We start from the raw sequence: 25,147 nt of genomic DNA on the forward strand, positions 1-25,147 counted from the left end.
ATCCGCGGCATTGAGCGAATCTGACGCCACCTCGGCGGGATCTTCGGCAGCTGATTTCGACGTCACTGGGCGACGAATCTTTTCCCTGGCGTTTCCGGCACTCGGGGTGCTGGCAGCCGAACCCCTCTATCTGTTGTTCGACATCGCCGTGGTCGGCCGACTCGGGGCACTCCCGCTGGCCGGGTTGGCAGTCGGTGGTCTGATCCTGTCGTTGGTGAGTACGCAGCTGACCTTCTTGTCGTACGGCACCACGGCGCGGGCCGCACGGCTTCACGGGGCGGGCCGCGAGCGCGACGCGGTGGGTGAGGGTGTTCAGGCGACCTGGCTGGCGGCCGCGATCGGCTTGGCCTTGGTCGTGATCGTGCAGGTGATCGCCGGCCCGCTGACTTCGGCGGTGGCCGGGACTCCCGACATCGCCGCGGCTGCGGAAAGTTGGCTCCGGATAGCGGTGTTGGGTGTTCCACTCATCCTGGTGGCCCTGGCCGGCAACGGCTGGATGCGCGGGGTTCAGAACACGGTGCGACCGCTGCGGTTCGTCCTTGTCGGCCTGGGTATTTCGGCGGTGTTGTGTCCGATTCTGGTGCATGGCTTGCTCGGTGCTCCGCGTCTGGAACTTGAAGGATCAGCTGTTGCGAATCTGGTGGGCCAGAGTGTTTCGGGTGTGCTGTTCGCCTGGGCGCTCTTTCGTGAACCGGTTTCGGCTCGACCACATTTTGCGATCATGCGGGCGCAGATGCTGATGGGCCGTGACCTGATTCTGCGCAGCCTCGCATTCCAAGCGTGTTTCGTTTCCGCGGCTGCAGTGGCGTCGAGGTTCGGTGCGGCTGTAGTCGGTGCACACCAAGTCGTCCTCCAACTGTGGAACCTGGTTTCGCTCCTTCTCGATTCATTGGCGATCGCAGCTCAGACGCTGATCGGAGCGGCGCTCGGCGGTGGATTCGCAGCCGCGGCGAAAAGGATGACCTGGCGGATCACCGCATGGTCGACGGTATTTGCCGTGGTGCTCGCGATCTTCTTCGCCGCCGGCCACTCCGTGATCCCCGGACTCTTCACGTCCGACGCCGAGGTGCTCGGTCAGATGTCGATCGCATGGTGGTTCTTCGTCGCGATCATGCCGGTGGCGGGAATCGTCTTCGCACTCGACGGTGTTCTACTCGGCGCCGGGGACGTGGTGTTTCTGCGCAACGCGACCATGCTGTGCGCAGTTCTCGGGTTTCTGCCCGCGATCTGGCTCTCTCTCGCCTACGACTGGGGGCTCGCCGGAATTTGGGCAGGGCTTACCGTGTTCGTAGTACTTCGGATGGTCGCGGTGTCGTGGCGAGCGTTTTCCGGCAAGTGGGCAGTGACAGGTCCGGCGACGGCGAAGCGCGGAAGTTCAACTGAGGAAGCAGAGGGATCGTGGCAGCAAAGCTGATGGCGGTGAGCGACATTCATGTCGGTCACAACGGCAACAAGCCGATGACGGAGGAACTGTTTCCGGATTCGCCTGACGACTGGCTCATTCTCGCCGGAGATGTTTCCGAGAAAACTGACGACATTCGGTGGGCGTTGAAGCTCCTTCGCAGCCGATTCGCAAAGGTCATCTGGATTCCGGGCAACCACGAACTGTGGACGACCGCCAAGGATCCGGTTCAGATTCACGGAGCGCCGCGCTACGAGTACCTGGTCAACATGTGCCGCGAACTCGACGTCATCACACCCGAGGACCCGTTCCCGGTGTGGGAGGGAGACGAGGGACCGGTCACGGTCGTCCCGATGTTTCTTCTCTACGACTACTCCTTCCTGCCGGAAGGTGCGCGAGACAAGGAACACGGGCTCGAGATCGCGCGTGACAAGAACGTCGTCGCCACCGACGAGTTCCTACTCTCACCGCAGCCGTATGCGACGCGCGACGCATGGTGCCGGGCGAGGATCGAGTACACCCAGGCGCGGTTGGATGCGCTTCCCGAAGGAACAAGAACCGTTCTCGTGAACCATTTCCCGATGGTCCGGCAGCCGACGGACGTACTCATGTATCCGGAGTTCGCACTGTGGTGCGGAACCACCGCTACCGCCGACTGGCACGTGAAGTACAACGCGGTGTGCTCGGTGTACGGGCACCTGCACATCCCTCGAACCACGTACTACGACGGCGTCCGCTTCGAGGAAGTCTCACTCGGATACCCGCGCGAGTGGCGTCGGCGTGGACTGCCGGAGAAGTTGTTGCGTCAGATTCTTCCCGTTCCGGAGTACCCGCCGGGAACGCTCAACAAGTGGGGTGGCCACTTCAAGGTCACGCCGGAGCAGGAAGCCGAAGTCGAGCGCATGCGCGCCGCACGCTGAGAGGTATCGCTACGTGATCGAACAGATTCTTCCCGGTGGAGTTGCGACGGCCGAGGCCTTCGTGGATCCGCCCGGTCTGGTTCCGCACCCCAGTGAGGAGGCGTTGATCGGCCGCGCGGTCGAGAAACGTCGTCGCGAGTTCGTGACCACCCGGCACCTTGCGCGTCAGGCGATGGGCAAGCTCGGTGTTCCGTCTGCCGCTGTCATGCGCGGCGAGCGTGGTGCGCCGCTCTGGCCGCAGGGAGTGGTCGGGAGCCTCGCCCATTGCGACGGCTACCGCGGCGCTGTCCTGGCGTACTCCATGCAGGTCCGCTCACTCGGTATCGACGCCGAACCGCACGGCCCGCTGCCGGACGGGGTATTGCCCGCGGTCAGCATCGAGGCGGAACGAACGTGGTTGGACACTCAGGAAACCGGCGGTCCGGTGCACTGGGATCGAGTGCTCTTCTGCGCGAAGGAAGCCACGTACAAGGCGTGGTTTCCGCTCACCGGGCGCTGGTTGGGTTTCGAGGACGCCCACATCACGTTCGAGGCGGAGTCGGAAACGTCCGGCACTTTCAACTCGCGTCTGCTGGTCCCCGGTGAGGCGACGTCCGGTCCGCCGCTCACCTCTTTCGACGGCAGGTGGTTGGTGTCGGACGGACTCATCCTGACGGCAATTTCGGTGCAGTGAGCGCGACTGGCAGAATCGGCACACGTGTCAGCTCGTGAAAAGCCTTCCTCCGGTCTTGTCGGCGCCGGAATTCTGATTGTCGACAAAGAGGCGGGTATCACCAGCCACGACGTGGTCGCGCGGTGCCGCAAGTTGTTGAACACCCGGAAGGTGGGACACGCCGGGACGCTGGATCCCATGGCGACCGGTGTTCTCGTTCTCGGCGTCGAGCGTGCGACCAAGTTGCTCGGACTCCTGGCGCTGACAACCAAGGCGTACTCGGCGACCATTCGCCTCGGGGCAGCGACGGACACGGACGATGCCGAGGGGGAGGTCCTGACCTCCGCAGACGCTTCGCAGGTGACGGACGCGGAGATCGCGGCGATCGTGGCCACGCTGACCGGGGACATCAAGCAGATCCCGGCAAGCGTGAGCGCTATCAAGGTCGACGGTCAGCGCGCACATGCTCTGGTGCGTGCGGGAGAAACCGTCGAGCTGGCGCCGCGTCCGGTAACGGTGTCGACTTTCGAGGTTCTGGCTCGGCGAGATGTCCCGGGTGGCTTCGTCGATCTGGACGTCGACGTGGAGTGCTCGTCCGGTACGTACATCCGCTCGCTTGCCCGCGACCTCGGTCGTGAATTGGGCGTCGGCGGTCATTTGACGGCACTGCGCCGCACCCGCGTCGGGCCGTTCACTCTCGAACATGCGCGCACGCTCGAAGATCTCGCGGATCAGCCGGGTGTGAGCCTCGACATCGATCAGGCCGCGCAGACGGCTTTTCCGCATCGGCAGATCACGGCGGAGGAAGCCGAGGCGATCAGCCAGGGGCGCTGGCTCGAGCCGATCGGGATGAAGGGGATCTGTGCGGCGATCGATCCCACCGGTCACACGATTGCGCTTCTGCAGGAGAAGGGTCGACGCGCCAGTTCGGTGATGGTCGTGCGACCGGCGACGCTTCGCGGGTGATCGTCCGCGAGCGTGTCGACGGCGACCTCGACGGTTGCGTCGATGCGCTGGCACAGGTCCACGAGTGCGACGGATATCCGAACACGTGGCCGGAACACCCGCGCCGCTGGCTCAGTTCGCCCACGGTGGTGAAGGCGTGGGTCGGTGAGAGTGACGGTCGTGTTGTCGGTCATGTGGCCGTCGACAGCGAGGTCGCAGGTGCGCCCACAACCGCGGGATCGATAGCCGTGTCGCGATTGTTCGTTCATCCTGGCTCACGTGGAAACGGCCTCAGCGATGCGCTACTCGATGCCGTGACGGATTTCGCAGCCGAGAGTCGGTTGGAACTGGTGCTCGCCGTCGTCGACGACGCTCTGCCGGCGATCGCACTGTACGAGCGTCGAGGGTGGGTGTACGTCGACGAGAGGCTCGCCGACTGGACCCGGATCGACGGCGTCCGGCCCGTGGAACGCCGATACCGACTGCCGCTTTGACTACCTCGGCTAGACGAGCCAAATTGCTTGAGCGACTGGACTTCCCAAGTCGATGGTGTTGGGGCTGTCGCCGAGTCGAACGGACACTGTCCCGGCGAAATCGCGGCGCTCCTCGACGGTGATCTCGACATCGAGACTGACGCCGACGGAATCGAAGTACCGGAGCATTTCGGGATCGGAATCGGAGATCCGGGCAACGCGGCCCCGCTCACCGTTGGCGAAGTCGCTGAGCTGGCGGGCCGGGGGAGTCGGCACCGAACCGTCGGTGGCGGGAATGGGATCACCGTGCGGGTCACGTTCGGGGAAGCCCAGTTTGGCGTCCATCCGAGAGATCATCAGATCGGAAACGGCGTGTTCGAGGACTTCGGCCTCGTCGTGGACTTCGTCCCAGCCGTATCCGAGTTCCTGAACCAGATAGGTCTCGATCAACCGGTGGCGCCGGACCATGGAGACGGCGGCGGCGCGGCCGCTGTCGGTCAGGGCGATGGATCCGTAGCGGGCGTGATCGACCAGGCCTTGGTCCGAGAGTTTGCGGATCGCCTCGGAGACCGTCGAGGCCGAGACGCTCATTTTCTCGGACAGGAGCTTGGTGGAAACCCGCTCGTGGGACCACTCCTGGATAGTCCAGATGACCTTGAGGTAGTCCTGGGCCACCGACGAGAGTGCGAGCGTGTCGATTGCCGCGTCGTGCGCCGAAGTGCTGTCGCCGTCCGACGTCGATGATGCTTCCGAGGTTCCGGTCTTGTGAGCTGCCACAACGCTTAGCTTAGGCTACGAAATCCGGAACTTCCGTACGTGATCGGCAGCACAGCGGTGATTCGCTGGGCGGGTCCGAACGTGACCCGCCGCCGGTGGACCCGTAGGCTGCCAATCGTGCTGAGATGGCGTGGTCTCGACGAAGTTCCGGCCGATTGGGGTCGTTGTGTGCTCACTATCGGTGTGTTCGACGGTGTGCATCGTGGGCATGCCCAATTGATAGCGAGAGCGGTTACCGCTGCCCGCAAACGTGGTGTTCCGAGCGTGTTGATGACGTTCGACCCGCATCCCATGGAGGTTGTGCGGCCGGGTAGTCATCCAGCCCAGTTGACGACGCTGCAACGGCGTGCGGAATTGGCTCAGGATCTGGGCATCGACGTGTTCTGCGTGATGCCGTTCACCGCTGATTTCATGAAGCTGACGCCGGAGCGCTACGTCCACGAGATTCTCGTCGAACGTCTACATGTCGCCGAGGTCGTGGTGGGGGACAACTTCACCTTCGGCAAGAAGGCGCTCGGCAATGTCGATCTTCTTCGTGAAATGGGCGCTCGCTTCGGCTTTGCCGTCGACGGCGTCCAGCTGCTCGCCGAGCATGCGGTGACGTTCTCGTCGACCTACATCCGCTCGTGCGTCGACGCAGGCGACATGGAAGCGGCTACCGAAGCTCTGGGCCGTCCACATCGTGTCGAAGGTGTGGTCGTCCACGGTGACAAGCGTGGACGCGAGTTGGGGTTCCCGACGGCCAACGTTGCACCGCCGATGTTTTCGGCGATTCCGGCCGACGGCGTGTACGCGGCGTGGTTCACGGTGCTCGGTGCCGGCGAGGAACTCGGAACCGTCGTTCCCGGTCGCCGATACCAAGCCGCGGTGTCTGTGGGTACCAATCCGACCTTCTCCGGCCGGACCCGAACCGTCGAGGCATACGTTCTCGACACCGAAGCAGACCTGTACGGACAACACGTCGCGGTCGACCTGGTTTCGCGGATTCGCGGTATGGAGAAGTTCGACTCGATCGAGTCGCTCATCACGGCGATGAACCGAGATGTCGAACGCGCACGCCGGATTCTGAGTGAGGATGCAGAACGTAGCGTCGGTTGAGTTCCTCCTGTGTCAGTGGCGGCCGCCACATTCGCTCCAGGTGGGCGAGAGCGCCTCATTGCTGCTGGTAGGATCTTCTCTCGGTGCGTGCTGCGGTTTGCGGTGGCCGCGCCCGATCTAGTTCCTTTCACGCAAACGTCATCACAGGAGTGAATCAAGTGGCATTGACCACGGAAGAAAAGAAGGCCGTTCTCGGCGAGTACGGCTTGCACGAGACCGACACGGGATCGCCTGAAGCTCAGGTGGCAATGCTCACCAAGCGCATCACCGATCTCACCGAGCACCTCAAGACCCACAAGCATGACCACCACTCGCGTCGTGGACTGCTCTTGATGGTCGGTCGCCGTCGTCGTCTGCTGAAGTACGTGGCAAAGACCGACGTCGCTCGCTACCGCACGCTCATCGAGCGTCTCGGCCTGCGTCGCTAGATTTTTCTCACGACGCTGATCGAAAGCAACACGGCATGCTTCGGTTTGCCGAACACTCCGTCAGCCGGCGAAGCCACGCATATACTGGGCTTCGCTGGCTTTCGGCGTTAGCTGCCGCAAGGCAGTTTCCGCTGTCGGCGCTATGCACAGTTGTCCAGGCGCAGTTGTCTAGGCGCAGTTGTGCAGTACGCAGCCAGCACACCGTATGCACCAGAGAACGTGGTGTCGGTTGTCGGTAGTGGTTCTCCGGACCGGGCAAGTGCCCGAAAGCTCCGGCGGACTTCGATCGACGGCCGCCCGAACGTCGTGACGTCCCGAAGCAGAAATCGCTCGCATCGCAAGGAGCGTCTGCAATTCAAGAGGGGGACGTCCCTCGGTGCGCAGTTTCCACCAGGAGGGTGGAAACGCCCGCGCGGGTACGGCGAAGACGAGAGGGAAGTGAAGAGAAAAGAATGACAGAGAATTCCGTAGTAGAGGTCGACGAAGGCGTGTTCGAATCCACCGCCGTGATCGACAACGGGTCCTTCGGTACCCGCACCATCCGTTTCGAGACCGGACGCCTTGCTCAGCAGGCCGCCGGCGCCGTCGTTGCTTACCTGGACGACGAGACCATGCTGCTGTCCGCCACGAGCGCCAGCAAGCACCCCAAGGAGCACTTCGACTTCTTCCCCCTGACGGTGGACGTCGAAGAGCGTATGTACGCAGCGGGCCGCATCCCCGGTTCGTTCTTCCGTCGTGAGGGACGCCCCTCCACCGACGCGATCCTGACTTGCCGCCTCATCGACCGGCCGCTGCGCCCGTCCTTCGTCGACGGTCTCCGTAACGAGATCCAGGTCGTCGTCACGGTCATGAGCCTCAACCCGCAGGATCTGTACGACGTCGTGGCCATCAACGCTGCTTCCGCGTCGACGCAGATCGCGGGCCTGCCGTTCTCCGGACCCGTCGGTGGCGTGCGCGTTGCACTCATCGTCTCGGACGAGAACAAGACCGGCCAGTGGGTTGCATTCCCGACGGTCGATCAGCTCGAGAACGCCGTCTTCGACATGGTCGTCGCCGGCCGCGTCGTTTCCGGTAGCGGTGACAACGCCGACGTCGCGATCATGATGGTCGAGGCCGAGGCCACCGACAACGTCATCGCGAAGATCGCCGACGGCGCTCAGGCACCGACCGAGGCCATTGTCGCCGAGGGCCTCGAGGCCGCCAAGCCGTTCATCGCACGCCTGTGCGCTGCACAGGCAGCACTTGCATCCAAGGCTGCAAAGCCCACGGGTGACTACCCGGTCTTCCCGGCGTACCAGGACGACGTTTTTGCTGCCGTCGAGGCTGCTGCGTCCGAAAAGCTCAATGCCGCACTGACAATCGCCGGCAAGCAGGAACGCGACGACAAGACCGACGAGGTCAAGGTCGAGGTTCTCGAGCAGGTTGCACCCAACTTCGAAGGCCGCGAGAAGGAACTGGGAGCAGCGTTCCGCTCGCTCACCAAGAAGCTGGTTCGCCAGCGCATCCTGCGCGATCAGTTCCGCATCGACGGCCGCGGCGTCACGGACATCCGTTCGCTGTCCGCCGAGGTCGCGATCATCCCGCGCGCACACGGCTCCGCACTGTTCGAGCGTGGCGAGACCCAGATCCTGGGTGTCACCACTCTCGACATGGTGAAGATGGCTCAGCAGGTCGACTCGCTCGGTCCCGAGACCACCAAGCGCTACATGCATCATTACAACTTCCCGCCGTACTCCACCGGTGAGACGGGCCGCGTCGGTTCGCCGAAGCGTCGCGAAATCGGTCACGGTGCACTCGCCGAGCGCGCTCTCATGCCGGTTCTGCCCAGCGTCGAAGAGTTCCCTTACGCGATTCGCCAGGTCTCCGAGGCTCTGAGCTCCAACGGTTCCACCTCGATGGGCTCGGTGTGCGCGTCCACGCTCGCACTGCTCAACGCCGGTGTGCCGCTTCGCGCTCCGGTTGCCGGTATCGCCATGGGTCTGGTCTCCGACCAGGTCGACGGCGAAACCCGCTACGTCGCGCTGACCGACATCCTCGGCGCCGAAGACGCCTTCGGCGACATGGACTTCAAGGTCGCAGGTACCAAGGACTTCGTCACGGCCCTGCAGCTGGACACGAAGCTCGACGGCATCCCGTCGCAGGTCCTCGCCGGTGCACTCTCGCAGGCGAAGGACGCACGGACCACGATCCTCGAGGTCATGGCGGAAGCCATCGACACCCCGGACGAGATGAGCCCGTTCGCTCCCCGCGTGACGGCCATCAAGGTCCCCGTCGACAAGATCGGTGAGGTCATCGGCCCCAAGGGCAAGATGATCAACTCCATCACCGAGCAGACCGGTGCCAACATCTCCATCGAAGACGACGGCACCGTGTTCGTCGGCGCCACCGATGGACCGTCTGCACAGGCCGCGATCGACATGATCAACGCCATTGCCAACCCGCAGCTCCCCAAGGTCGGCGAGCGGTTCCTGGGCACGGTCGTCAAGACCACCGCCTTCGGTGCCTTCGTTTCGCTCCTGCCGGGACGCGACGGACTGGTGCACATCTCGAAGCTGGGCAGCGGTAAGCGCATTGCCAAGGTCGAAGACGTGGTCAACGTCGGATCCAAGATTCGCGTCGAGATCGCTGACATCGACGCACGTGGCAAGATCTCGCTGATCCCGGTCGAAGAGGGCAACGACGAGGCTGCCGCTCCGGCCGCCGACGAGGCTGCTTCCGAGTAGATCTCACTTCGTACTCTGATGCGGCCCCGCGCGGATTTCCGTGCGGGGCCGCATCTGTACTGTCTGTAGACACAGAGCCTGTAGATACCTGATTGACCACTTGCACCGAGGACTGCTGAACCTTTTCATGGCAAAGACCACTCCCAACACCACGCGCAGCCGCAGCGCTGTGCTGAAATCTCCGATCGATGCGACTCCCGAATCCGGAGTACAGCGCACGGTCCTTCCCGGCGGCCTGCGCGTCGTCACCGAGTTCATTCCCGGTGTGCGTTCCGCCTCCGTCGGTGTGTGGGTCGGAGTCGGCTCGCGCGACGAGCAGCCGAGTGTGGCCGGTGCCGCGCATTTTCTCGAGCACCTGCTGTTCAAGTCGACGCCGTCACGGACGGCGTTGGACATCGCGCAGGTCATGGATGGTGTGGGCGGCGAACTCAATGCATTCACGTCGAAGGAACACACCTGTTTCTACGCGCACGTGATCGACGACGACCTTCCGATGGCGGTTGACCTTGTCGCCGACGTCGTGCTGCGAGGGCGTTGCAGAACCGCGGACGTCGATGTCGAGCGGCAAGTAGTGCTCGAAGAGATCGCGATGCGTGACGACGATCCGGAAGACTTGCTCGGCGACGCGTTCCTGACCGCGTTGTTCGGCGATCATCCTGTCGGCCGTCCGATCATCGGTAGCGTCGAATCGATCGAGTCGATGTCGCGCAATCAGTTGCATTCCTTCCATGTTCGGCGTTACACACCGCAGCGGATGGTGCTGGCCGTAGCGGGAAACGTCGACCACAAGCAGGTAGTGACGCTCGCTCGCCGTGCATTTGCCGGACATCTCGAGCGCGGGGTCAAGCCGGCGCCGCGGCGCGAAGGCACTCTGCGGTTGCGCACGATGCCTGAACTGAGCTTGACCCACCGCGACAGCGAGCAGGTCCACCTTGCGCTCGGGGTACGCGCGTTCGGCCGGCACGAGGGCCATCGCTGGGCGCTGTCGGTGCTCAACGCCGCAGTGGGCGGTGGGCTGAGTTCTCGTCTTTTCCAAGAGATTCGGGAGAAGCGCGGGCTTGCGTACTCCGTCTATTCGGGCGTCGACACCTTCGCGGACACCGGAGCGTTCTCCGTGTATGCAGGTTGCCAGCCGGAGAACCTCGGGGAGGTTGCCACGGTGATCCGCGAGGTACTCGCGAACGTGGCGACGGACGGAATCACCGATGCCGAGATCGCCCGCGCCAAGGGATCGCTGCGCGGCGGATTGGTTCTGGCACTGGAAGATTCAGGCTCACGCATGAACCGTATCGGTCGCAGCGAACTGAACTACGGCAACCATCGCAGTGTTGCTCAGACGCTCGCAACCATCGACGCAGTCACCTCCGAAGAGGTGCTCGAGGTGGCGCAGGTGCTCTTGACGAGGCCGTTTGCAGCCGCCGTCGTGGGTCCGTACAAGCGGGTTCGTGACCTCCCCGCGTCGGTACGCGGGATCGTGGGCAAGTAGTTCGAACTATCGAAATCGGGGTGTGCAGTTGAAGATCCGTGGTGCAGTGCTCGAAGAGATCGGCCGGAAGCGTCCCTTCGCAGAGTCGACTCCGATTTCGATTTCGGAACTCGACCTCGAATCCCCGGGCCCGGGTGAGATCCTGGTCAAGATCGAAGCTGCCGGGCTTTGTCACTCCGACCTCTCCGTGGTCGACGGCAATCGGGTACGACCCGTGCCGATGTTGTTGGGCCATGAGGCGGCAGGTCGAATCATCGAACTCGGCGACGGAGTTGATTCGTTGTCGGTGGGCACCCGCGTCGTGATGACTTTTCTTCCGCGGTGCGGTGAATGTGCGGGATGCGCCACTGACGGCCGGATGCCTTGCACGGTGGGTAGCGCTGCCAACAACGACGGCAGTTTGCTCGGTGGCGCGCATCGACTGCGGCGCTCCGGCGAGTACGTCAAACATCATCTCGGTGTTTCGGGTTTCGCGACGCATGCTGTGGTCAACGCCAAGTCGGTTGTTCCCGTCGACGACGACATCCCGGCCGAAATTGCAGCCGTACTCGGTTGTGCGGTGTTGACCGGTGGGGGAGCGCTCCTCAACGCGGCGAAGCCTCGCCCGGCAGACACCGTGATGGTGGTCGGCTTGGGTGGCGTCGGGATGGCCGCAATCCTGACGGCGAGGGCACTCGGGGTCGAGAACGTCATCGGTGTCGACGCACTGGAATCCAAGCTGGCTCAGGCGCTGGAACTGGGCGCGACCGAGGTCTTCACACCGTCCGGCCTGTCCGAGAGTGGCGTTCGCGCAGACATCGTCGTCGAGGCCGCGGGAAATGCTCGGGCCTTCGAGACAGCGGTGGCTGCGACGGCAGCGGGTGGCACGACCGTCACGGTCGGGTTGCCGGCGCCTGACGCGCGCTCGTCGATCTCACCTCTCGGACTGGTCGCCGAAGCGCGGACCATCATCGGCAGCTACCTGGGATCGGCGGTCCCGTCCCGCGACATCCCGATCTACGCGCAGTTGTGGCGCGACGGGAAGCTGCCGGTCGAGAAGCTCATTTCCTCGCGAATCGAATTGGCCGACATCAATTCGGGCATGGACGAACTCGCCGACGGAAAAGCAATCCGACAGGTCATTATCTTCGACGCGGAGTAGGTGCACGTCGGTGTTATGCAGCGGAAATGAGGCGTTTGCGCCCCCGATGCCCTCCCGAGTCGCCGCGGAAAATCGTTACCCGTTGTAACGCTCCTCTCGTACTGGACGACTACTCGAATGACGTTGCGTGACGCCCCGGGGGTCGGTCGTACGTTTTCCAAAAGCTGATTGGGGAGAAGATATGCCGGTTCGTGGGTTCTTTTCGCGACATCGAATACTGGCGGGTGCAGTAGCGCCCGCAGCGCTCGGCGTGGCCGCACTGGTCGCGGTTGCGGTCGCTGTGGACTCTCCGGAGTCACGCACGATCGAGACACAATTGACGTCGTCGGTCACCGAGTGTCACGACATGGTCAGCATTGCGGTTGCCGGTCGACACGACACACCGGACGCTTCGACGGTGAAGATGTTGCTGGGAGCCGACGGGAAGCCGCTGCCGGCCGCGCTGTCCGGTGACTACAAGAGTGAACGCGTCGACCAGGTGATCAACCCGGCAGGCTCCGTCAACGCGAACAAGCCCGGCTCGTACGCGGCTGTGTACATCGCGTACCCGGCCAACATGGCGTCCTACGAGGATGCCGTCGCTGCCGGCGCTGCAAATACGCAGTCCGTGATGAGTGCCATCGCCAAGGAATGCCCGAAGACTCAGTTCTCGATCGTCGGGTACAGCGAAGGCGCCGATGTGGTGCGTCGCGTCGCGATGGACATCGGTACGCAGGAGAACAACGAGTTCGGGGTCGACCCGGACAAGGTTGTCGGTGTGGTCATGCTGGCGGATGCAGGCCGTGAAGCGGGCGACGGCACGTTCCTCGGTGCCACGAATCCGTTCACGAACCCGGATAACTTCAATACGAAGTACCAGAACGGAACCTCCGCGACACCTGGCGAAGGTGTACTCCCCGGCACTGCCGGAGGTTTCGGCAAGCTGAACGGCAAGGTCGCGTCCTTCTGCTCGGACGGTGACTTCACCTGCTCGGCTCCCAGCAACATCTCTCTGTTGATCTTGGCGGCAAATGTCGGTCGGCAGTTGAACATCGACCAACTCGAAGCGCAGGGTCTGAACCCGGCCACCGGTCAGGACGTCGCGGTGGTGTTCGGCCAGATCGTCTTCGAGGCGTTCGCAGACATTTCGTCCAATCCCAACTGGATGCAGAGTGACGAGACATTCCTTCAGGTGATGCTCAAGGTCTCGGATCCGGAGTACAAGCCCGGAAAAACACCCGCGCCGGCGCCGGTAGCCGAGGGCGAGACGGTGTCCACCGACAAGGTGTCTCCGCTGGCATATCTGCCGCAGAAGCTTTTCAAGGAGATTGTCGGTCTGATTGCTACCAACCAGAACACGATTCCCGTGATCTTGAGCGACCCCTACCAGCAGACACTCGCTCCAGACGTCGGACACCACTTCGATTACTGGCGAGATGCGGATGCGGCCAACGGCAAGCCGTTGACTTCAGCTGAGTACGCAGCGGCCTGGCTCACCTACCTCGCCCAGCAGGCGAAGGAAGGAAAGCCCGTCGACACAACTGCGAAGCCGACCCCGGAACAGATCAGTGCTGCTGTCGATGCCTACATGGCTGACGGCAATGCTGAGGGCGACGCCGCGGTGGCTGAAGGCACCGGAACCGGTCAGGCACCGGCCGGGACCACTGGCTCCACGGGATCTGCTGGAGCGCCCGCAACCACGTCACAGGTGCCTGCGGCAGGATCGGCGTCGGTCACATCGGGAGCGGTTGCCACTCCGACGGGTTCGGCGGCAGTGACGCCGACGTCGACAGTTCCGACCACACCGGTAGCGGGAACGGATGCAACGACGGCGCCCCCGACTACGACAGTGGCGTCGACGACCACGACGACGAAGGTGCCGGTTCCGAACCCGTAATCCTTCTCGCCGGCGTTCGTCACACGAATAACGCTGTCACAGGCTGCGATCCGCAATTAGTTGCGGATCGCAGCCTGTTTTCGTGTACGGGTTACGCACAGCGACCGTTGGTGCTTATCGTGGAAGGGAGGTTTCCGGATCACGAATCGTGGGTTTCACCGTGCACGAGCTGTCCATTGCGCAGAGTGTGGTCGAAGCCGTGTGTGAGCGTGCCGGCGAGCGACGAGTATCGAGCGTGCGGCTTGAAGTAGGGCAACTCTGCGCGGTGGTTCCACACTCTCTGCTGTTCTGCTTCGACGTCGTCACCGCGGGTACTCACGCCGAAGGTGCCAGCTTGCACATCGATGAGATTGCAACCAGCGCGCGATGCAAAAGCTGCGGCGTGATGTTCTCGCCGCCCGACATGTTCTTGCTGTGTGAATGCGGCAGTGCTGATGTCGAGGTGCTTGCCGGCCGAGAGTTACGGATCCTGTCGATGGAAGTGAGCTGAGCATGTGCGCGACGTGTGGGTGCGGGGACACCACAGGACCTCGGGTGTCGGTAGTCGCAGACGGAGAACACGAGCAGGAACACGACGATCATAGGCACGGTCACGAGCATGACCATGAGCGCGGCCACCCCGACCACACCGTGATTCTCGAGCAGCAGGTGCTCGCCAAGAACGACGGCATTGCGGTTCACAATCGTCAGTGGATGCGGAGCCGCAGAATCACGGCGCTCAACATCATGAGTTCCCCCGGCGCGGGGAAGACGACATTGCTGGCGCGAACTATCCGGGAGCTCGGATGTCAGCGACCGATAGCCGTGATCGAAGGTGACCAGGAAACCCGGCTCGACGCCGAGCGGATCCGAGAGACCGGCGCGTCGGTGGTGCAGGTGAATACCGGGGCCGGATGTCACCTCGATGCCGCGATGATCGACCGCGCACTGCGCGCCTTGGATCCCGCTGAAGAATCGCTGCTTCTGATCGAAAACGTCGGAAACCTGGTGTGCCCCGCGCTCTTCGACCTCGGCGAGGAAGGCAAGGTTGTCCTAATTTCGACGCCGGAGGGGGCAGACAAGCCGAAAAAGTACCCACACATCTTCGCTGTCGCGGACCTCGTGGTGATCAACAAGATCGACTTGCTCCCATACGTCGAGTTCGACGTCGATGCCTGCGTCGAGCAGGCGAGAATACTCAATCCTGCTGTGCGCGTTGTTGTTTTGTCTGCCACGACAGGTGAGGGCATGGACGAGTGGTACGAGTGGATCGGTAGTCGTTCGGCGATTTCTCCGGTGGCCGTTGACAACTGATCTGCTCGGGTAGTTAATGAAATGAGTGGGTGCCACGCAAGTGGGCCGAGGTTCGACTCCGGTGGCGTCAGCGTTTCGGTGCCGCGGCAATTCGGGGCCACAGAGTCTTGAGGCCATAGCGTGTCAGGCCAGTCGCGGCGCTGAGAGTCAAGGCGCAAGTGCACCCGTGAAAGCGGCTGACATGGACACACAAAAATCGACTGCTGGCACCACGGCGGAACCTGCCTCCGAAAGCGCAGCTACCCCCGCAAGCGCAGCGGCCAAAGCGGAAGAAACTCTGATCCACGTGCTGTGGATCAATGCCGGTCTCAGTTGCGACGGAGATTCGGTGGCGCTCACTGCAGCCACGCAACCCAGTATCGAGGAGATCGCGCTCGGCGCCTTGCCCGGCCTGCCGCAGGTAGCGGTTCATTGGCCGCTCATCGACTTCGAATGCGGACCGCAGGGTGGCGCTGACGATTTCCTGGAGTGGTTTTGGAAAGCCGACCGCGGAGAACTGGAACCCTTTGTTCTTGTTGTCGAAGGATCGATACCGAACGAGAAACTTCACGACGAGGGGTATTGGTGCGGCTTCGGGAACAATCGCGAAACCGGCCAACCGGTCACCACGAGCGAATGGCTCGACAAGCTGGCACCGAAAGCCACTGCGGTAGTTGCGGTCGGTACGTGTGCGACCTACGGCGGCATACATGCGATGGCCGGCAATCCGACCGGTGCGATGGGTGTGCCGGACTATCTCGGGTGGACCTGGAAATCGAAGGCGGGCATCCCGATCGTCTGCGTTCCCGGGTGTCCCATTCAGCCGGACAACCTCTCCGAGACCCTGACTTATCTTCTGTACATGGCCACTGACCAGGCGCCGATGATTCCCTTGGACGAATCCCTGCGCCCGCAGTGGCTTTTCGGTGCCACCGTTCACGAGGGCTGTGACCGTGGTGGGTACTACGAGCAGGGTGAGTTCGCGACGGAGTACGGGTCACCGAAGTGCATCGTCAAACTCGGATGTTGGGGACCGGTCGTGAAATGCAATGTCCCCAAACGTGGTTGGATCAACGGAGTCGGCGGGTGTCCCAACGTCGGCGGGATCTGTATCGGGTGCACGATGCCGGGGTTCCCCGACAAGTTCATGCCGTTCATGGATGAACCACCTGGCGGCAAACTCTCCACCAATGCGGTGGGAATGTACGGGTCCGTGATTCACAGTCTGCGCCGGATCACCGGTCACACGTTGGACAAGGAACCGCACTGGCGCGAGCGCGGGTCGAAATTACTCACCGGTGCAACGCGTACGTGGTGACCGACCGGATACATTCAAATCAGTTCGTGAGCAACGTCTCTGGGAGGCACTGCAATGACGGCCATCGTTCCCGAACCCACCTCGACTGCAGACCGCGACGGTCTTGTCGAGATGGCGTGGGACCCCATCACCCGAATCGTCGGCAGTCTGGGCATCTACACCAAGATCGACTTCGCCAATCGCGAAGTGGTGGAGTGCCACAGCACGTCGTCGATCTTTCGCGGGTATTCCCTGTTCATGAAGGGGAAGGACCCGCGCGACGCGCATTTCATCACCAGTCGTATCTGCGGCATCTGCGGTGACAATCACGCCACATGCTCGTGCTACGCACAGAACATGGCGTACGGCGTCAAGCCGCCGCATCTGGGCGAGTGGATCGTCAATCTCGGCGAGGCCGCCGAGTACATGTTCGACCACAACATCTTTCAAGAGAATCTTGTCGCCGTCGACTACTGCGAGAAGATGGTCTCCGAGACGAATCCCGGTGTGCTGGCGCAGGCAGAGAACACGCGCTGCCCGCACGAGGAGCAGCACGGATATCGCACGATTGCGGACATCATGCGGACTCTCAATCCGTTCACGGGTGAGTTCTATCGCGAAGCGTTGCAAGTCTCGCGTTCGACTCGCGAAATGTTCTGCTTGATGGAGGGAAGGCACGTTCACCCGTCGACGCTCTATCCCGGCGGCGTCGGCACCGTCGCGACGATCGAACTGATGACGGACTACATGTCGCGGCTGATGCGGTACGTCGAATTCATGAAGAAGGTCGTGCCGATGCACGACGACCTGTTCGACTTCTTCTACCAGGCGCTGCCTGGTTACGAAAAGGTTGGCCTGCGGCGGACCCTGCTGGGTTGTTGGGGATCGTTCCAAGACCCCGAGTACTGCAATTTCTCCTACAAGGACATGACCGACTGGGGCCGGAAGATGTTTGTCACTCCCGGTGTGGTTGTCGACGGAAAGTTGGTCACCACGGATCTGGTGGACATCAACCTCGGTATCCGAATCATGCTGGGCTCCTCGTATTACGAGGACTGGAGTGATCAGGAGATGTTCGTCAAAACCGATCCGATGGGTAACCCGGTCGATCGCAGGCACCCGTGGAATCAGCACACCAACCCTCACCCGCAGAAGCGGAACCTCGAGGACAAGTACAGCTGGGTCATGTCACCGCGATGGTTCGACGGAAAAGACAACCTTGCTCTGGATACGGGCGGGGGAGCATTGGCTCGTCTGTGGAGCACCGCTCTGGCCGGCCTGGTCGACATCGGATACCTGGAGTCGACCGGACACAGTGTGAAGATCAATCTTCCGAAAACAGCACTGAAGGGTCCTGTCTCGCTCGAGTGGGTGATTCCCGAACATGGCAGCAATACCCTCGAAAGAAACCGCGCGCGAACGTATTTCCAGGCGTACGCAGCCGCGGCTGCCCTTCATTTCGCCGAGAAGGCGCTTGTCGAGATCCGGGCCGGCCGGACCAAGACGTGGGAGTCGTTCGAGGTCCCGGACGAGGGTATCGGTTGCGGATTCACCGAAGCCGTCCGCGGAGTTCTCTCACACCACATGGTGATTCGTGACGGAAAAATCGCGAACTATCACCCGTACCCACCGACACCGTGGAATGCGAGCCCGCGCGACAGCTACGGAACCCCCGGTCCGTACGAGGATGCCGTGCAGGGTCAGCCGATCTTCGAGGAGAACGATCGAGACCACTTCAAGGGCATCGACATCATGCGGACCGTGCGTAGTTTCGATCCCTGCCTGCCGTGTGGTGTTCACATGTATCTCGGCGGTGGCAAGACCCTGGAGAAGTTGCACTCTCCGACGCAGTCCGTGACCGGGGAGTGATCGATGGAGCAATCGGCCGACTACTGGCGCGGAGCAGGTGAGCGCATCGAGACGTTGTTGCAGGCCAATGCCGGCGCAGGCCCGGTGGCGAGAGATCGCGCCGAGCAACTGGTGCGTGAAGTCGTGCAGTTGTACGGCGCAGCACTCGAACGCACCGTCGCTCTGGCAGATCCGGCCACGATGGATGCGATGGTTCGCGACGATCTGGTGTCCAGCCTGCTACTGGTGCACGGACTTCACCCGCACGACGTGGAGACCCGCGTCCGCACTGCGCTCGACAGCGTGCGTCCGTACCTCGGTTCGCACGGAGGCGACGTCGAACTGATCGAGGTGGCGGACGGCGTAGTGCGACTACGGCTTCTCGGAAGCTGTAACAGTTGCCCTTCGTCCTCGGTGACCCTCGAAACCGCGGTCCAGGACGCGGTGCAGGCGGCGGCACCCGAGACCACCGGAATCGACGTCGAAACACCGGATTCGCATGAGCTGAAGTCGGGTGTGATTTCGGTCGAGTCCCTGTTCTCGCACGTTCACGCCGACGGGGGAGGTACGCACTGGGTGGAGGTCCCCGAATTCGCCGAAGTCGAGGTGGGAGAGGTCGCGGGCTTCCGCGTGTCGGGCACCGATCTGTTGGTCTGCCGCTCCGGTGACGATCTGTACGCGTATCGCGACCGTTGCCCGGTGTGTGAGCACTCGATGGCGGGGGCTGTGCTCGAACGCATGATGGGCCGTCCTGCCCGAGACGCCGCTGTCCTCACCTGTCCGACGTGCTCTGCCCACTTCAGTGTGTACGGGGCGGGAGCGCGGGTGGGCACCGGCTCCGAGCACCTGGCGCCTGTGCCGGTGCTGATTCGCGACGGAGTGCTCTCGGTCGCGCTTGCTGACGATTCTGTGATACCGGTGACCTAGCCGTGAACGCAGCCCGGTCATGAAAGTCACTGTGGGAGAGGTGCTCACACGAATCGCCTCGTCGCGTGTCGTTCCGACCGGACCGAGGTGTGAGATGTGTGCGGCGGGCATAGGCGACGAACACCAGCACGTCGTGGACGTACAGGTCCGGAGCCTGATGTGCGTGTGCCGACCCTGCTATCTACTCTTTGCACCGGTCGACGCGGACCTTCGATACAAAGCGGTTCCCGATCGGTACCTCGAGTTTCCGGACTTCGACCTCGGCCCTGGCCGGTGGGAGTCTCTGGAAATCCCCGTCGGCCTGGCATTCTTCTTCCGCAACTCACTCCTCGACAAGTACATAGTCTTCTATCCGGGACCGGCCGGAGCTACCGAATCCGAGTTGCCTATCGACTCGTTCGAGACTGTGCTCGCGGAGAATCCGGGGCTCTCGCAGATGCGGGCCGACGTCGAGGCGTTGATCGTGTCGGTGCCCACGTCAGGACAATCGCCGAGATGCTTCGTTGTTCCCATCGACGCCTGTTACGAACTGGTGGGACGATTGCGCACCGTGTGGCGCGGATTCGACGGTGGCCAGGATGCCGCACGCGCAGTGGACGAGTTCTTCGGGCGCGTCGAGGCGCGAAGCAGGTCGGCATGACTGTTCTCGACTTCTCGGTCGACAACATGGAGGTGGAACCGTACGCGGTTACGCCGAATCTGACGGTGAGATTGAGAATGTCGGAATCCACCGGCACGACCGTCCGTGCGGTGGCTCTGCGCGCGCAGGTACGAATCGAACCACACCGCCGTCCGTACTCCGACGCCGAAGGCGAAGGTCTGCGCGATCTCTTCGGTCCGCGGGAGCGTTGGTCGAGTACGCTGCGCACCTTCCTGTGGATGGAATGTTCCACGGTCGTTCAAGGATTCACCGGAACAACGGTCGCGGCCTTACCCATGGCGTGTACGTACGACTTCTCGGTGACGGCGTCGAAGTACATGCACGCACTCGGCGACGGAACGATTCCGATCGTGGTTCTACTGAGCGGCACGGTATTCACCGACGGACCGCGTGGGTTCTCCGTGCAGCAGATCCCGTGGGACAGATCTGCTGCCTACGAATTGCCGGTCGACGTGTGGAAACAGCTGATGGCTGCGCATTATCCGGCGTCTGGTTGGGTACGCCTCGACCATGAGACGATTGCCGATCTCGTGCGGTTCAAGGCAGCGCACGGCCTCACGGACCTCGATTCAGCCGTGCGGCAGTTGCTGACGGCGAGCCAGGTGCCGCGATGACTCGAACGGGGATGGATCACGACGTTCGGGCCGTGGCCGACGCCGTCCTGTACGAGGGATATCTTCTCTATCCCTACCGGGCCGGCTCGGCGAAGAATCAATCCCGTTGGCAGTTCGGGGTTCTCGGACCGCCCGGCGCCGCCGAGGTCGGAGTCGGCGAGGAACCGTCGATGTCCGCGCAATGTCTGCTCGGCGAATTCGAGCGGAACGGCGTCGAAGTTTCTGCGACTGTGAGATTTCTGCACCACCAGTCGCGGACGGTTGAACGACTCGGCGCCGGCGGGGCGTGGATCCCGGTCGATCGGTTGGTAGTCGGCGAGCGGGAGTCGATCTCGTGGGACGAAGCCACCGAGTCCGAGATCGTGTTGGGTCCGTGGGGTCTGGACGAACTCGAGGCCGGCGTCGAAGAAACCTTCTGTGCGGCCGGAGTTGTCGAAGGAGAGACTTTGTCGGACTCTCGGGGCAGGGTGGTCGGACGTATCGTTCGGACACGGCTTCCGGTGAATGGCCTCTTGGCAGTGAGCGCCTCCGCCGGGGACGGACGCACGGTGATTTCCGTGACGATCATGAACGCCACGAGCGTCGACGCACGGGACAAGGGCACGGCCACCGCGCAATCGATGCTGGGGACTCACGTCATTGTGAACTGCACAGGCTCGAGGTTCCTGTCGTTGTTCGAAGAAGCAGATCACTCGGAGCAGTTGCGGCAAAATCGCTGTTATCCGGTGCTTGCGGGGACCGAGGACCCCACTCACCCCGGCACATCTCCCACCGTTCTGGTGTCACCGATCATCCTGTACGACTTTCCCGAGATTGCGCCGCAGAGCGAGGGATCTCTCTTCGACTCGACCGAGATCGACGAAATTCTCACCCTGAGAATCCTTGCCATGACCGACGAGGAAAAGGCGCGGGCGCGAGCTACCGACTCCAGAGCTGCCGACATCATCGACCGATGTGAGCGATTGACGGACGACGATCTAGCCGGCCTGCACGGTGTGCTGCGAAATCCGCACGCCGGTTCTGATCTGATACCCGAGGTGCCTGACGGTGTGGACTGGTGGACCCCGGAAGCCGACACCAGTGTCCAACCACGCACCGACGCAGTTCTGATCAACGGCGTCCGTGTCTCTGGTGGAAGTACAGTTCGGCTCCACCCCTCACGCCGCGCTGATGCTCAGGACCTGTTCTTCGACGGCCGGATCGCCCACGTCGCCACCATTCATGAAGACGTGGACGGCGACATTCATGTTGGGGTGACACTGTTGGACGATCCGGCCGCCGATCTGCACAACTGGTACGGCCGCTACCTGTACTTCGCGCCGGACGAGATAGAGCCGATGCCGCGCGACAGCGCGTGACGTACTCACAGCTATCGAACTTCACAGCTATCGAGAGGAGAACTCGCCATGAGGAGCATGGGATTGCTGTCGACGGCACTTCTCGGCGCCACCGCGATCGCAGCCGCGATCGTCCTGGTGGTGTCGATGCCGGACATCCAGCGCTATCTGCGAATGCGAAAGATGTAAAGCGCTGTGCGCGTGCTGATTGCAGGTGTCGGAAACATATTTCTCGAAGACGACGGATTCGGCCCCGAAGTTGTTCGGGCGCTGCAGCATGAGAATCTCCCATCGGGAGCTCACCTGGTCGACTACGGGATTCGGGGCGTGCATCTGGCGTACGACTTGTTGGAGTCGTGGGACGCCCTGGTCCTGATCGATGCCTTACCGGCGACCGGAGTCCCGGGCAAGCTCGCGATCATCGAAGTGGACCCCGAAAGTGAAGGCCCGCAAGGAGGTTTCGACGCGCACTCGATGCATCCGAGTTCGGTGTTTGCCAGCCTGCAGGCCCTCGGCGGAACACTCCCGCGGACGTTCGTGGTGGGGGCACATGCGAAATCGATCGGCGACGGAATCGGATTGAGTGCGGAGATGCGTGATTCGGTAAGGCAAGCCGCTTCTGCGGTGCTGGCACTCGTCCGGTCCATCGACGTGGACTGTGAGGCCACCACACTGGGGCCGGAGGTGTGAGTCATGTGTCTGGGGATTCCGGGACGGGTACGCGAACTACTGGACGGATACGGAGGTCAACTCGCTCTCGTCGACGTGGAGGGGGCACCACGCAAGGTCAACATCGGAATGCTCGACGAAGGCACCGTCACGGCAGGTGACTGGGTGGTGATCCACATGGGCTTTGCAGTCGAGAAGGTCGACGAGCAGGGAGCTCGCCATGCTCGGGCCGGCCTCGAACTGATGGGCCGTGGTGGCCACGACGGTGAGGTAGTCCTCTCCGGTTCTGGTAACGGCGAGGTCGGGACATGAAGATCGCCTGCCGTGTCATCGTTCGTGGCGTAGTCCAGGGGGTGGGCTTCCGGCCGTTCGTCCATGCGACCGCCACCGAACTGGGACTGTCGGGTTCGGTGGGAAATTCTGCTCTCGGTGTCGTGATCGACGTCGAAGGCGACGGAGAGACAATCGATGCATTTGTCGCTCGGGTGCGAAACCGCCCCCCACCGCTGGCACGGGTGGAGTCGGTAGAGCGCGAGGACTCGCGGCCGGTTGGTCGTGAGGGGTTTCGCATAGTCGAGACGGATGCGGGGTCGGTCGGGCGAACCTTGGCGCCGGCGGATGTCGGGATCTGCGACGACTGCCTCCGGGAACTGACTGATCCGAGCGATCGGCGATATCGTCATCCATTCATCACCTGCACCAACTGCGGTCCGCGATTCACGATCATCGAATCGCTGCCCTACGACCGGGCCGCTACGACGATGAAGCGATTCCCGTTGTGCGCGAACTGTGCGGCGGAGTACGTGGATCCCGCCGACCGCCGGTTTCATGCGCAACCGATTGCCTGCCCGCAGTGCGGTCCAACGCTATCGTTCGTGGAAGGGGACGCGCCCGCCGTGACCGGTGAGGGTGCACTGCTACGAGCCCGATCCCTACTGCGAGACGGGAAGATTCTTGCTGTCAAGGGAATCGGAGGATTTCACCTGGCTTGTGATGCCCGCGACGACCGCGCGGTTCACGAGTTGCGTGAACGCAAGCATCGAGCAAGCAAGCCGTTGGCGGTGATGGTGCGCGATGTGCCAGAAGCCAGAGAGTTGGGTGTGGTCGGTGATGCCGAGGCTGATGCCATGTCCTCGCGCGAGCGCCCGATTGTGCTGGTTGCCAAAGCGTCTGGATACGCGCTTTCCCCCTTGATTGCCCCCGGCATTCCGGATATCGGAATCATGCTGGCCTACAACCCGATTCAGCATCTTCTTCTGGGTTTGGCCGGAGAAGAGGCGGGCCCAGCGGTGTTGGTCATGACATCGGCGAACATCGGCGGTGAGCCGATTCTGTACTCCGACAACGATCTCGAACGATTGGGTGACCTGGCCGACGGGGTATTGACCCACAACCGTCCGATCTTGGTGCCGTGTGACGACTCGGTGATGCGAATAGTCGGCAGTGGAAGACAGTTGCTTCGTCGCTCGCGCGGATATGCTCCGCTGCCCGTCACCGCGCCGTTCGACGTACCGCCTACCTTGGCGGTCGGGGCCGACCTGAAGAACACCTTCTGTCTTGCCGAGGACGGATATGTGTGGCCGAGTCAGCACATCGGGGACATGGGCGACCTCGCTGTCATCGACAGTTTTGCTGCGTCGGAGAGTCACTTCGAATCGATCACGGGGGTGGTGCCGCACCAGATCGCCTGTGACGAGCATCCTCGGTATCGCTCGTCCTCGTGGGCTCGCAGTCGTAGTGGTGACCGACCGGTGCGCATCGTCGGGCATCACCACGCACATGTGGCTTCCGTGATGGGGGAGAACGGCCGGGACGGGAGCGAACCAGTTCTCGGAATAGCGTTCGACGGCACCGGCTACGGGGCGGACGGCGCAGTGTGGGGAGGGGAACTACTGCTGGCGACATACAAGGGTTATCGCCGTCTCGCGCATCTGGGATACGTACTGCTGCCCGGTGGCGATGCCGGAGTGGAACGGCCGTACCGAATGGCGCTCGCCCACCTGTGGCATGCCGGGTTGGACTGGGAATCCGACCTCGCGCCCGTGGCAGCCTGTCCGCCCCGAGAGCAGTCGGTCCTACTTCACCAGATGGAAACCGGTTTCGGGTGCGTGGACACCTCCAGCATGGGGCGGTTGTTCGACGCAGTCTCCTCGCTGACCGGGGTCCGACAGAGGGTCGACTACGAAGCGCAGGCTGCCATCGAGTTGGAGGGGGTGTCGAGGGGAGTCGACAGCGCCGGTTCGCGGTACACCTTCGATTGGACGCAGTCGGACGACGATTCGTGGACAGCAGATCCGCGGTCGGTCATTCGGGCTGTTGTCCGCGATCTCCGGGAGAAGTTGCCCGCTGAAGTGATCGGCGCCCGTTTCCACGAATCCGTAGCGCACCTGGTGCTCGAGTGGGCAATTCGTGGCCGGGAACTGGCGGGAGTGGACGAGGTAGTACTCACCGGAGGTGTCTTTCAGAACCCTCTACTGCTCGTTCGGGCGTGTGCTCTGCTCTCAGACGCTGGATTCACGCCGTTGACAGGACTGGAGTTGCCGCCGCACGACGGCGGTCTCGCCTACGGCCAAGTGCTGGTGGGGAGTTCGTCATGAGGTC

General features: G+C 62.7%; 24 protein-coding genes. 23 read left to right on the forward strand and 1 reads right to left on the reverse strand.

What is annotated here, in order from left to right:
- The first annotated feature begins 10 nt into the window (after positions 1 to 10).
- The 5 genes from ACN50D_RS02855 to ACN50D_RS02875 are packed head-to-tail and all read left to right on the forward strand — an operon-like array spanning position 11 to position 4,413.
- Positions 11 to 1,414, forward strand: a complete 1,404-nt coding sequence (locus ACN50D_RS02855) for an MATE family efflux transporter (RefSeq protein WP_054188593.1) — start codon at positions 11 to 13, stop codon at positions 1,412 to 1,414.
- A complete protein-coding gene (locus ACN50D_RS02860; RefSeq protein ID WP_007735051.1) occupies positions 1,399 to 2,322 on the forward strand; it encodes a metallophosphoesterase family protein in 924 nt (307 codons plus the stop codon). Before ACN50D_RS02855 ends, ACN50D_RS02860 begins: the two co-directional genes overlap by 16 nt.
- 13 nt (positions 2,323 to 2,335) lie before the next feature.
- Positions 2,336 to 2,995, forward strand: coding sequence for a 4'-phosphopantetheinyl transferase family protein (locus ACN50D_RS02865; RefSeq protein WP_003942126.1), 660 nt, complete (start codon positions 2,336 to 2,338; stop codon positions 2,993 to 2,995).
- 24 nt (positions 2,996 to 3,019) lie between these two features.
- On the forward strand, positions 3,020 to 3,940 hold the full coding sequence (gene truB / locus ACN50D_RS02870; protein ID WP_020907442.1) for a tRNA pseudouridine(55) synthase TruB: 921 nt from the start codon (positions 3,020 to 3,022) through the stop codon (positions 3,938 to 3,940).
- Positions 3,937 to 4,413: a GNAT family N-acetyltransferase gene (locus ACN50D_RS02875; RefSeq protein WP_054781058.1), complete on the forward strand. Its 477-nt coding sequence runs from the start codon at positions 3,937 to 3,939 to the stop codon at positions 4,411 to 4,413. Before truB ends, ACN50D_RS02875 begins: the two co-directional genes overlap by 4 nt.
- A 9-nt stretch (positions 4,414 to 4,422) precedes the next feature.
- Here ACN50D_RS02875 and ACN50D_RS02880 read toward each other — a convergent pair whose 3' ends face one another.
- On the reverse strand, positions 4,423 to 5,169 hold the full coding sequence (locus ACN50D_RS02880) for a metal-dependent transcriptional regulator (protein ID WP_030535607.1): 747 nt from the start codon (positions 5,167 to 5,169) through the stop codon (positions 4,423 to 4,425).
- Between the two features lie 117 nt (positions 5,170 to 5,286).
- Here ACN50D_RS02880 and ACN50D_RS02885 point away from each other — a divergent pair, with 117 nt between their 5' ends.
- The 18 genes from ACN50D_RS02885 to hypF all read left to right on the forward strand — a co-directional run bounded on the left by ACN50D_RS02885 (position 5,287) and on the right by hypF (position 25,143).
- A complete protein-coding gene (locus ACN50D_RS02885; RefSeq protein WP_003942148.1) occupies positions 5,287 to 6,267 on the forward strand; it encodes a bifunctional riboflavin kinase/FAD synthetase in 981 nt (326 codons plus the stop codon).
- Positions 6,268 to 6,425: 158 nt separating this feature from the next.
- Positions 6,426 to 6,695: a 30S ribosomal protein S15 gene (rpsO, locus tag ACN50D_RS02890; protein WP_007735061.1), complete on the forward strand. Its 270-nt coding sequence runs from the start codon at positions 6,426 to 6,428 to the stop codon at positions 6,693 to 6,695.
- 452 nt (positions 6,696 to 7,147) lie between these two features.
- On the forward strand, positions 7,148 to 9,418 hold the full coding sequence (locus ACN50D_RS02895) for a polyribonucleotide nucleotidyltransferase (protein WP_003942275.1): 2,271 nt from the start codon (positions 7,148 to 7,150) through the stop codon (positions 9,416 to 9,418).
- A gap of 127 nt (positions 9,419 to 9,545) precedes the next feature.
- Positions 9,546 to 10,904 carry a M16 family metallopeptidase gene (locus tag ACN50D_RS02900; protein ID WP_003942169.1) on the forward strand — a complete coding sequence of 453 codons (1,359 nt, stop codon included), beginning with the start codon at positions 9,546 to 9,548 and terminating at the stop codon, positions 10,902 to 10,904.
- A gap of 28 nt (positions 10,905 to 10,932) precedes the next feature.
- Positions 10,933 to 12,045 (forward strand): alcohol dehydrogenase catalytic domain-containing protein, encoded by a 1,113-nt coding sequence (locus ACN50D_RS02905; RefSeq protein WP_211920591.1) that lies wholly within the window; start codon positions 10,933 to 10,935, stop codon positions 12,043 to 12,045.
- Between the two features lie 181 nt (positions 12,046 to 12,226).
- Positions 12,227 to 13,921 (forward strand): cutinase family protein, encoded by a 1,695-nt coding sequence (locus ACN50D_RS02910; protein ID WP_064444495.1) that lies wholly within the window; start codon positions 12,227 to 12,229, stop codon positions 13,919 to 13,921.
- Between the two features lie 160 nt (positions 13,922 to 14,081).
- The gene (gene hypA / locus ACN50D_RS02915) at positions 14,082 to 14,411 is read left to right on the forward strand and encodes a hydrogenase maturation nickel metallochaperone HypA (protein ID WP_073512368.1); all 330 of its coding nucleotides are present in this window, start codon (positions 14,082 to 14,084) and stop codon (positions 14,409 to 14,411) included.
- A 2-nt stretch (positions 14,412 to 14,413) separates the two neighbouring features.
- The gene (gene hypB, locus ACN50D_RS02920) at positions 14,414 to 15,214 is read left to right on the forward strand and encodes a hydrogenase nickel incorporation protein HypB (RefSeq protein ID WP_211920320.1); all 801 of its coding nucleotides are present in this window, start codon (positions 14,414 to 14,416) and stop codon (positions 15,212 to 15,214) included.
- Positions 15,215 to 15,395: 181 nt separating this feature from the next.
- Positions 15,396 to 16,511, forward strand: coding sequence for a NiFe hydrogenase small subunit (locus ACN50D_RS02925; RefSeq protein ID WP_007735073.1), 1,116 nt, complete (start codon positions 15,396 to 15,398; stop codon positions 16,509 to 16,511).
- A 54-nt stretch (positions 16,512 to 16,565) separates the two neighbouring features.
- Positions 16,566 to 18,359 (forward strand): nickel-dependent hydrogenase large subunit, encoded by a 1,794-nt coding sequence (locus ACN50D_RS02930; RefSeq protein ID WP_204855741.1) that lies wholly within the window; start codon positions 16,566 to 16,568, stop codon positions 18,357 to 18,359.
- 3 nt (positions 18,360 to 18,362) lie between these two features.
- The gene (locus ACN50D_RS02935) at positions 18,363 to 19,265 is read left to right on the forward strand and encodes a NifU family protein (RefSeq protein WP_003942277.1); all 903 of its coding nucleotides are present in this window, start codon (positions 18,363 to 18,365) and stop codon (positions 19,263 to 19,265) included.
- A gap of 19 nt (positions 19,266 to 19,284) precedes the next feature.
- Positions 19,285 to 19,905 carry a DUF5947 family protein gene (locus ACN50D_RS02940; RefSeq protein ID WP_064444498.1) on the forward strand — a complete coding sequence of 207 codons (621 nt, stop codon included), beginning with the start codon at positions 19,285 to 19,287 and terminating at the stop codon, positions 19,903 to 19,905.
- Positions 19,902 to 20,540, forward strand: coding sequence for a DUF6084 family protein (locus tag ACN50D_RS02945; protein WP_003942181.1), 639 nt, complete (start codon positions 19,902 to 19,904; stop codon positions 20,538 to 20,540). Before ACN50D_RS02940 ends, ACN50D_RS02945 begins: the two co-directional genes overlap by 4 nt.
- Positions 20,537 to 21,898, forward strand: a complete 1,362-nt coding sequence (locus tag ACN50D_RS02950) for a hypothetical protein (protein ID WP_064444499.1) — start codon at positions 20,537 to 20,539, stop codon at positions 21,896 to 21,898. Before ACN50D_RS02945 ends, ACN50D_RS02950 begins: the two co-directional genes overlap by 4 nt.
- Positions 21,899 to 21,946: 48 nt before the next feature.
- On the forward strand, positions 21,947 to 22,066 hold the full coding sequence (locus tag ACN50D_RS02955; RefSeq protein ID WP_003942178.1) for a DUF6893 family small protein: 120 nt from the start codon (positions 21,947 to 21,949) through the stop codon (positions 22,064 to 22,066).
- 6 nt (positions 22,067 to 22,072) lie between these two features.
- On the forward strand, positions 22,073 to 22,567 hold the full coding sequence (locus ACN50D_RS02960; protein WP_058226288.1) for a hydrogenase maturation protease: 495 nt from the start codon (positions 22,073 to 22,075) through the stop codon (positions 22,565 to 22,567).
- 3 nt (positions 22,568 to 22,570) lie between these two features.
- The gene (locus ACN50D_RS02965; RefSeq protein ID WP_058226287.1) at positions 22,571 to 22,858 is read left to right on the forward strand and encodes a HypC/HybG/HupF family hydrogenase formation chaperone; all 288 of its coding nucleotides are present in this window, start codon (positions 22,571 to 22,573) and stop codon (positions 22,856 to 22,858) included.
- A complete protein-coding gene (gene hypF, locus ACN50D_RS02970; RefSeq protein ID WP_070161853.1) occupies positions 22,855 to 25,143 on the forward strand; it encodes a carbamoyltransferase HypF in 2,289 nt (762 codons plus the stop codon). Before ACN50D_RS02965 ends, hypF begins: the two co-directional genes overlap by 4 nt.
- Positions 25,144 to 25,147: the final 4 nt, after the last annotated feature.

The organism is Rhodococcus sp. SB1D (assembly GCF_048573875.1).
Classification (GTDB): Bacteria; Actinomycetota; Actinomycetes; order Mycobacteriales; family Mycobacteriaceae; genus Rhodococcus_F; species Rhodococcus_F qingshengii.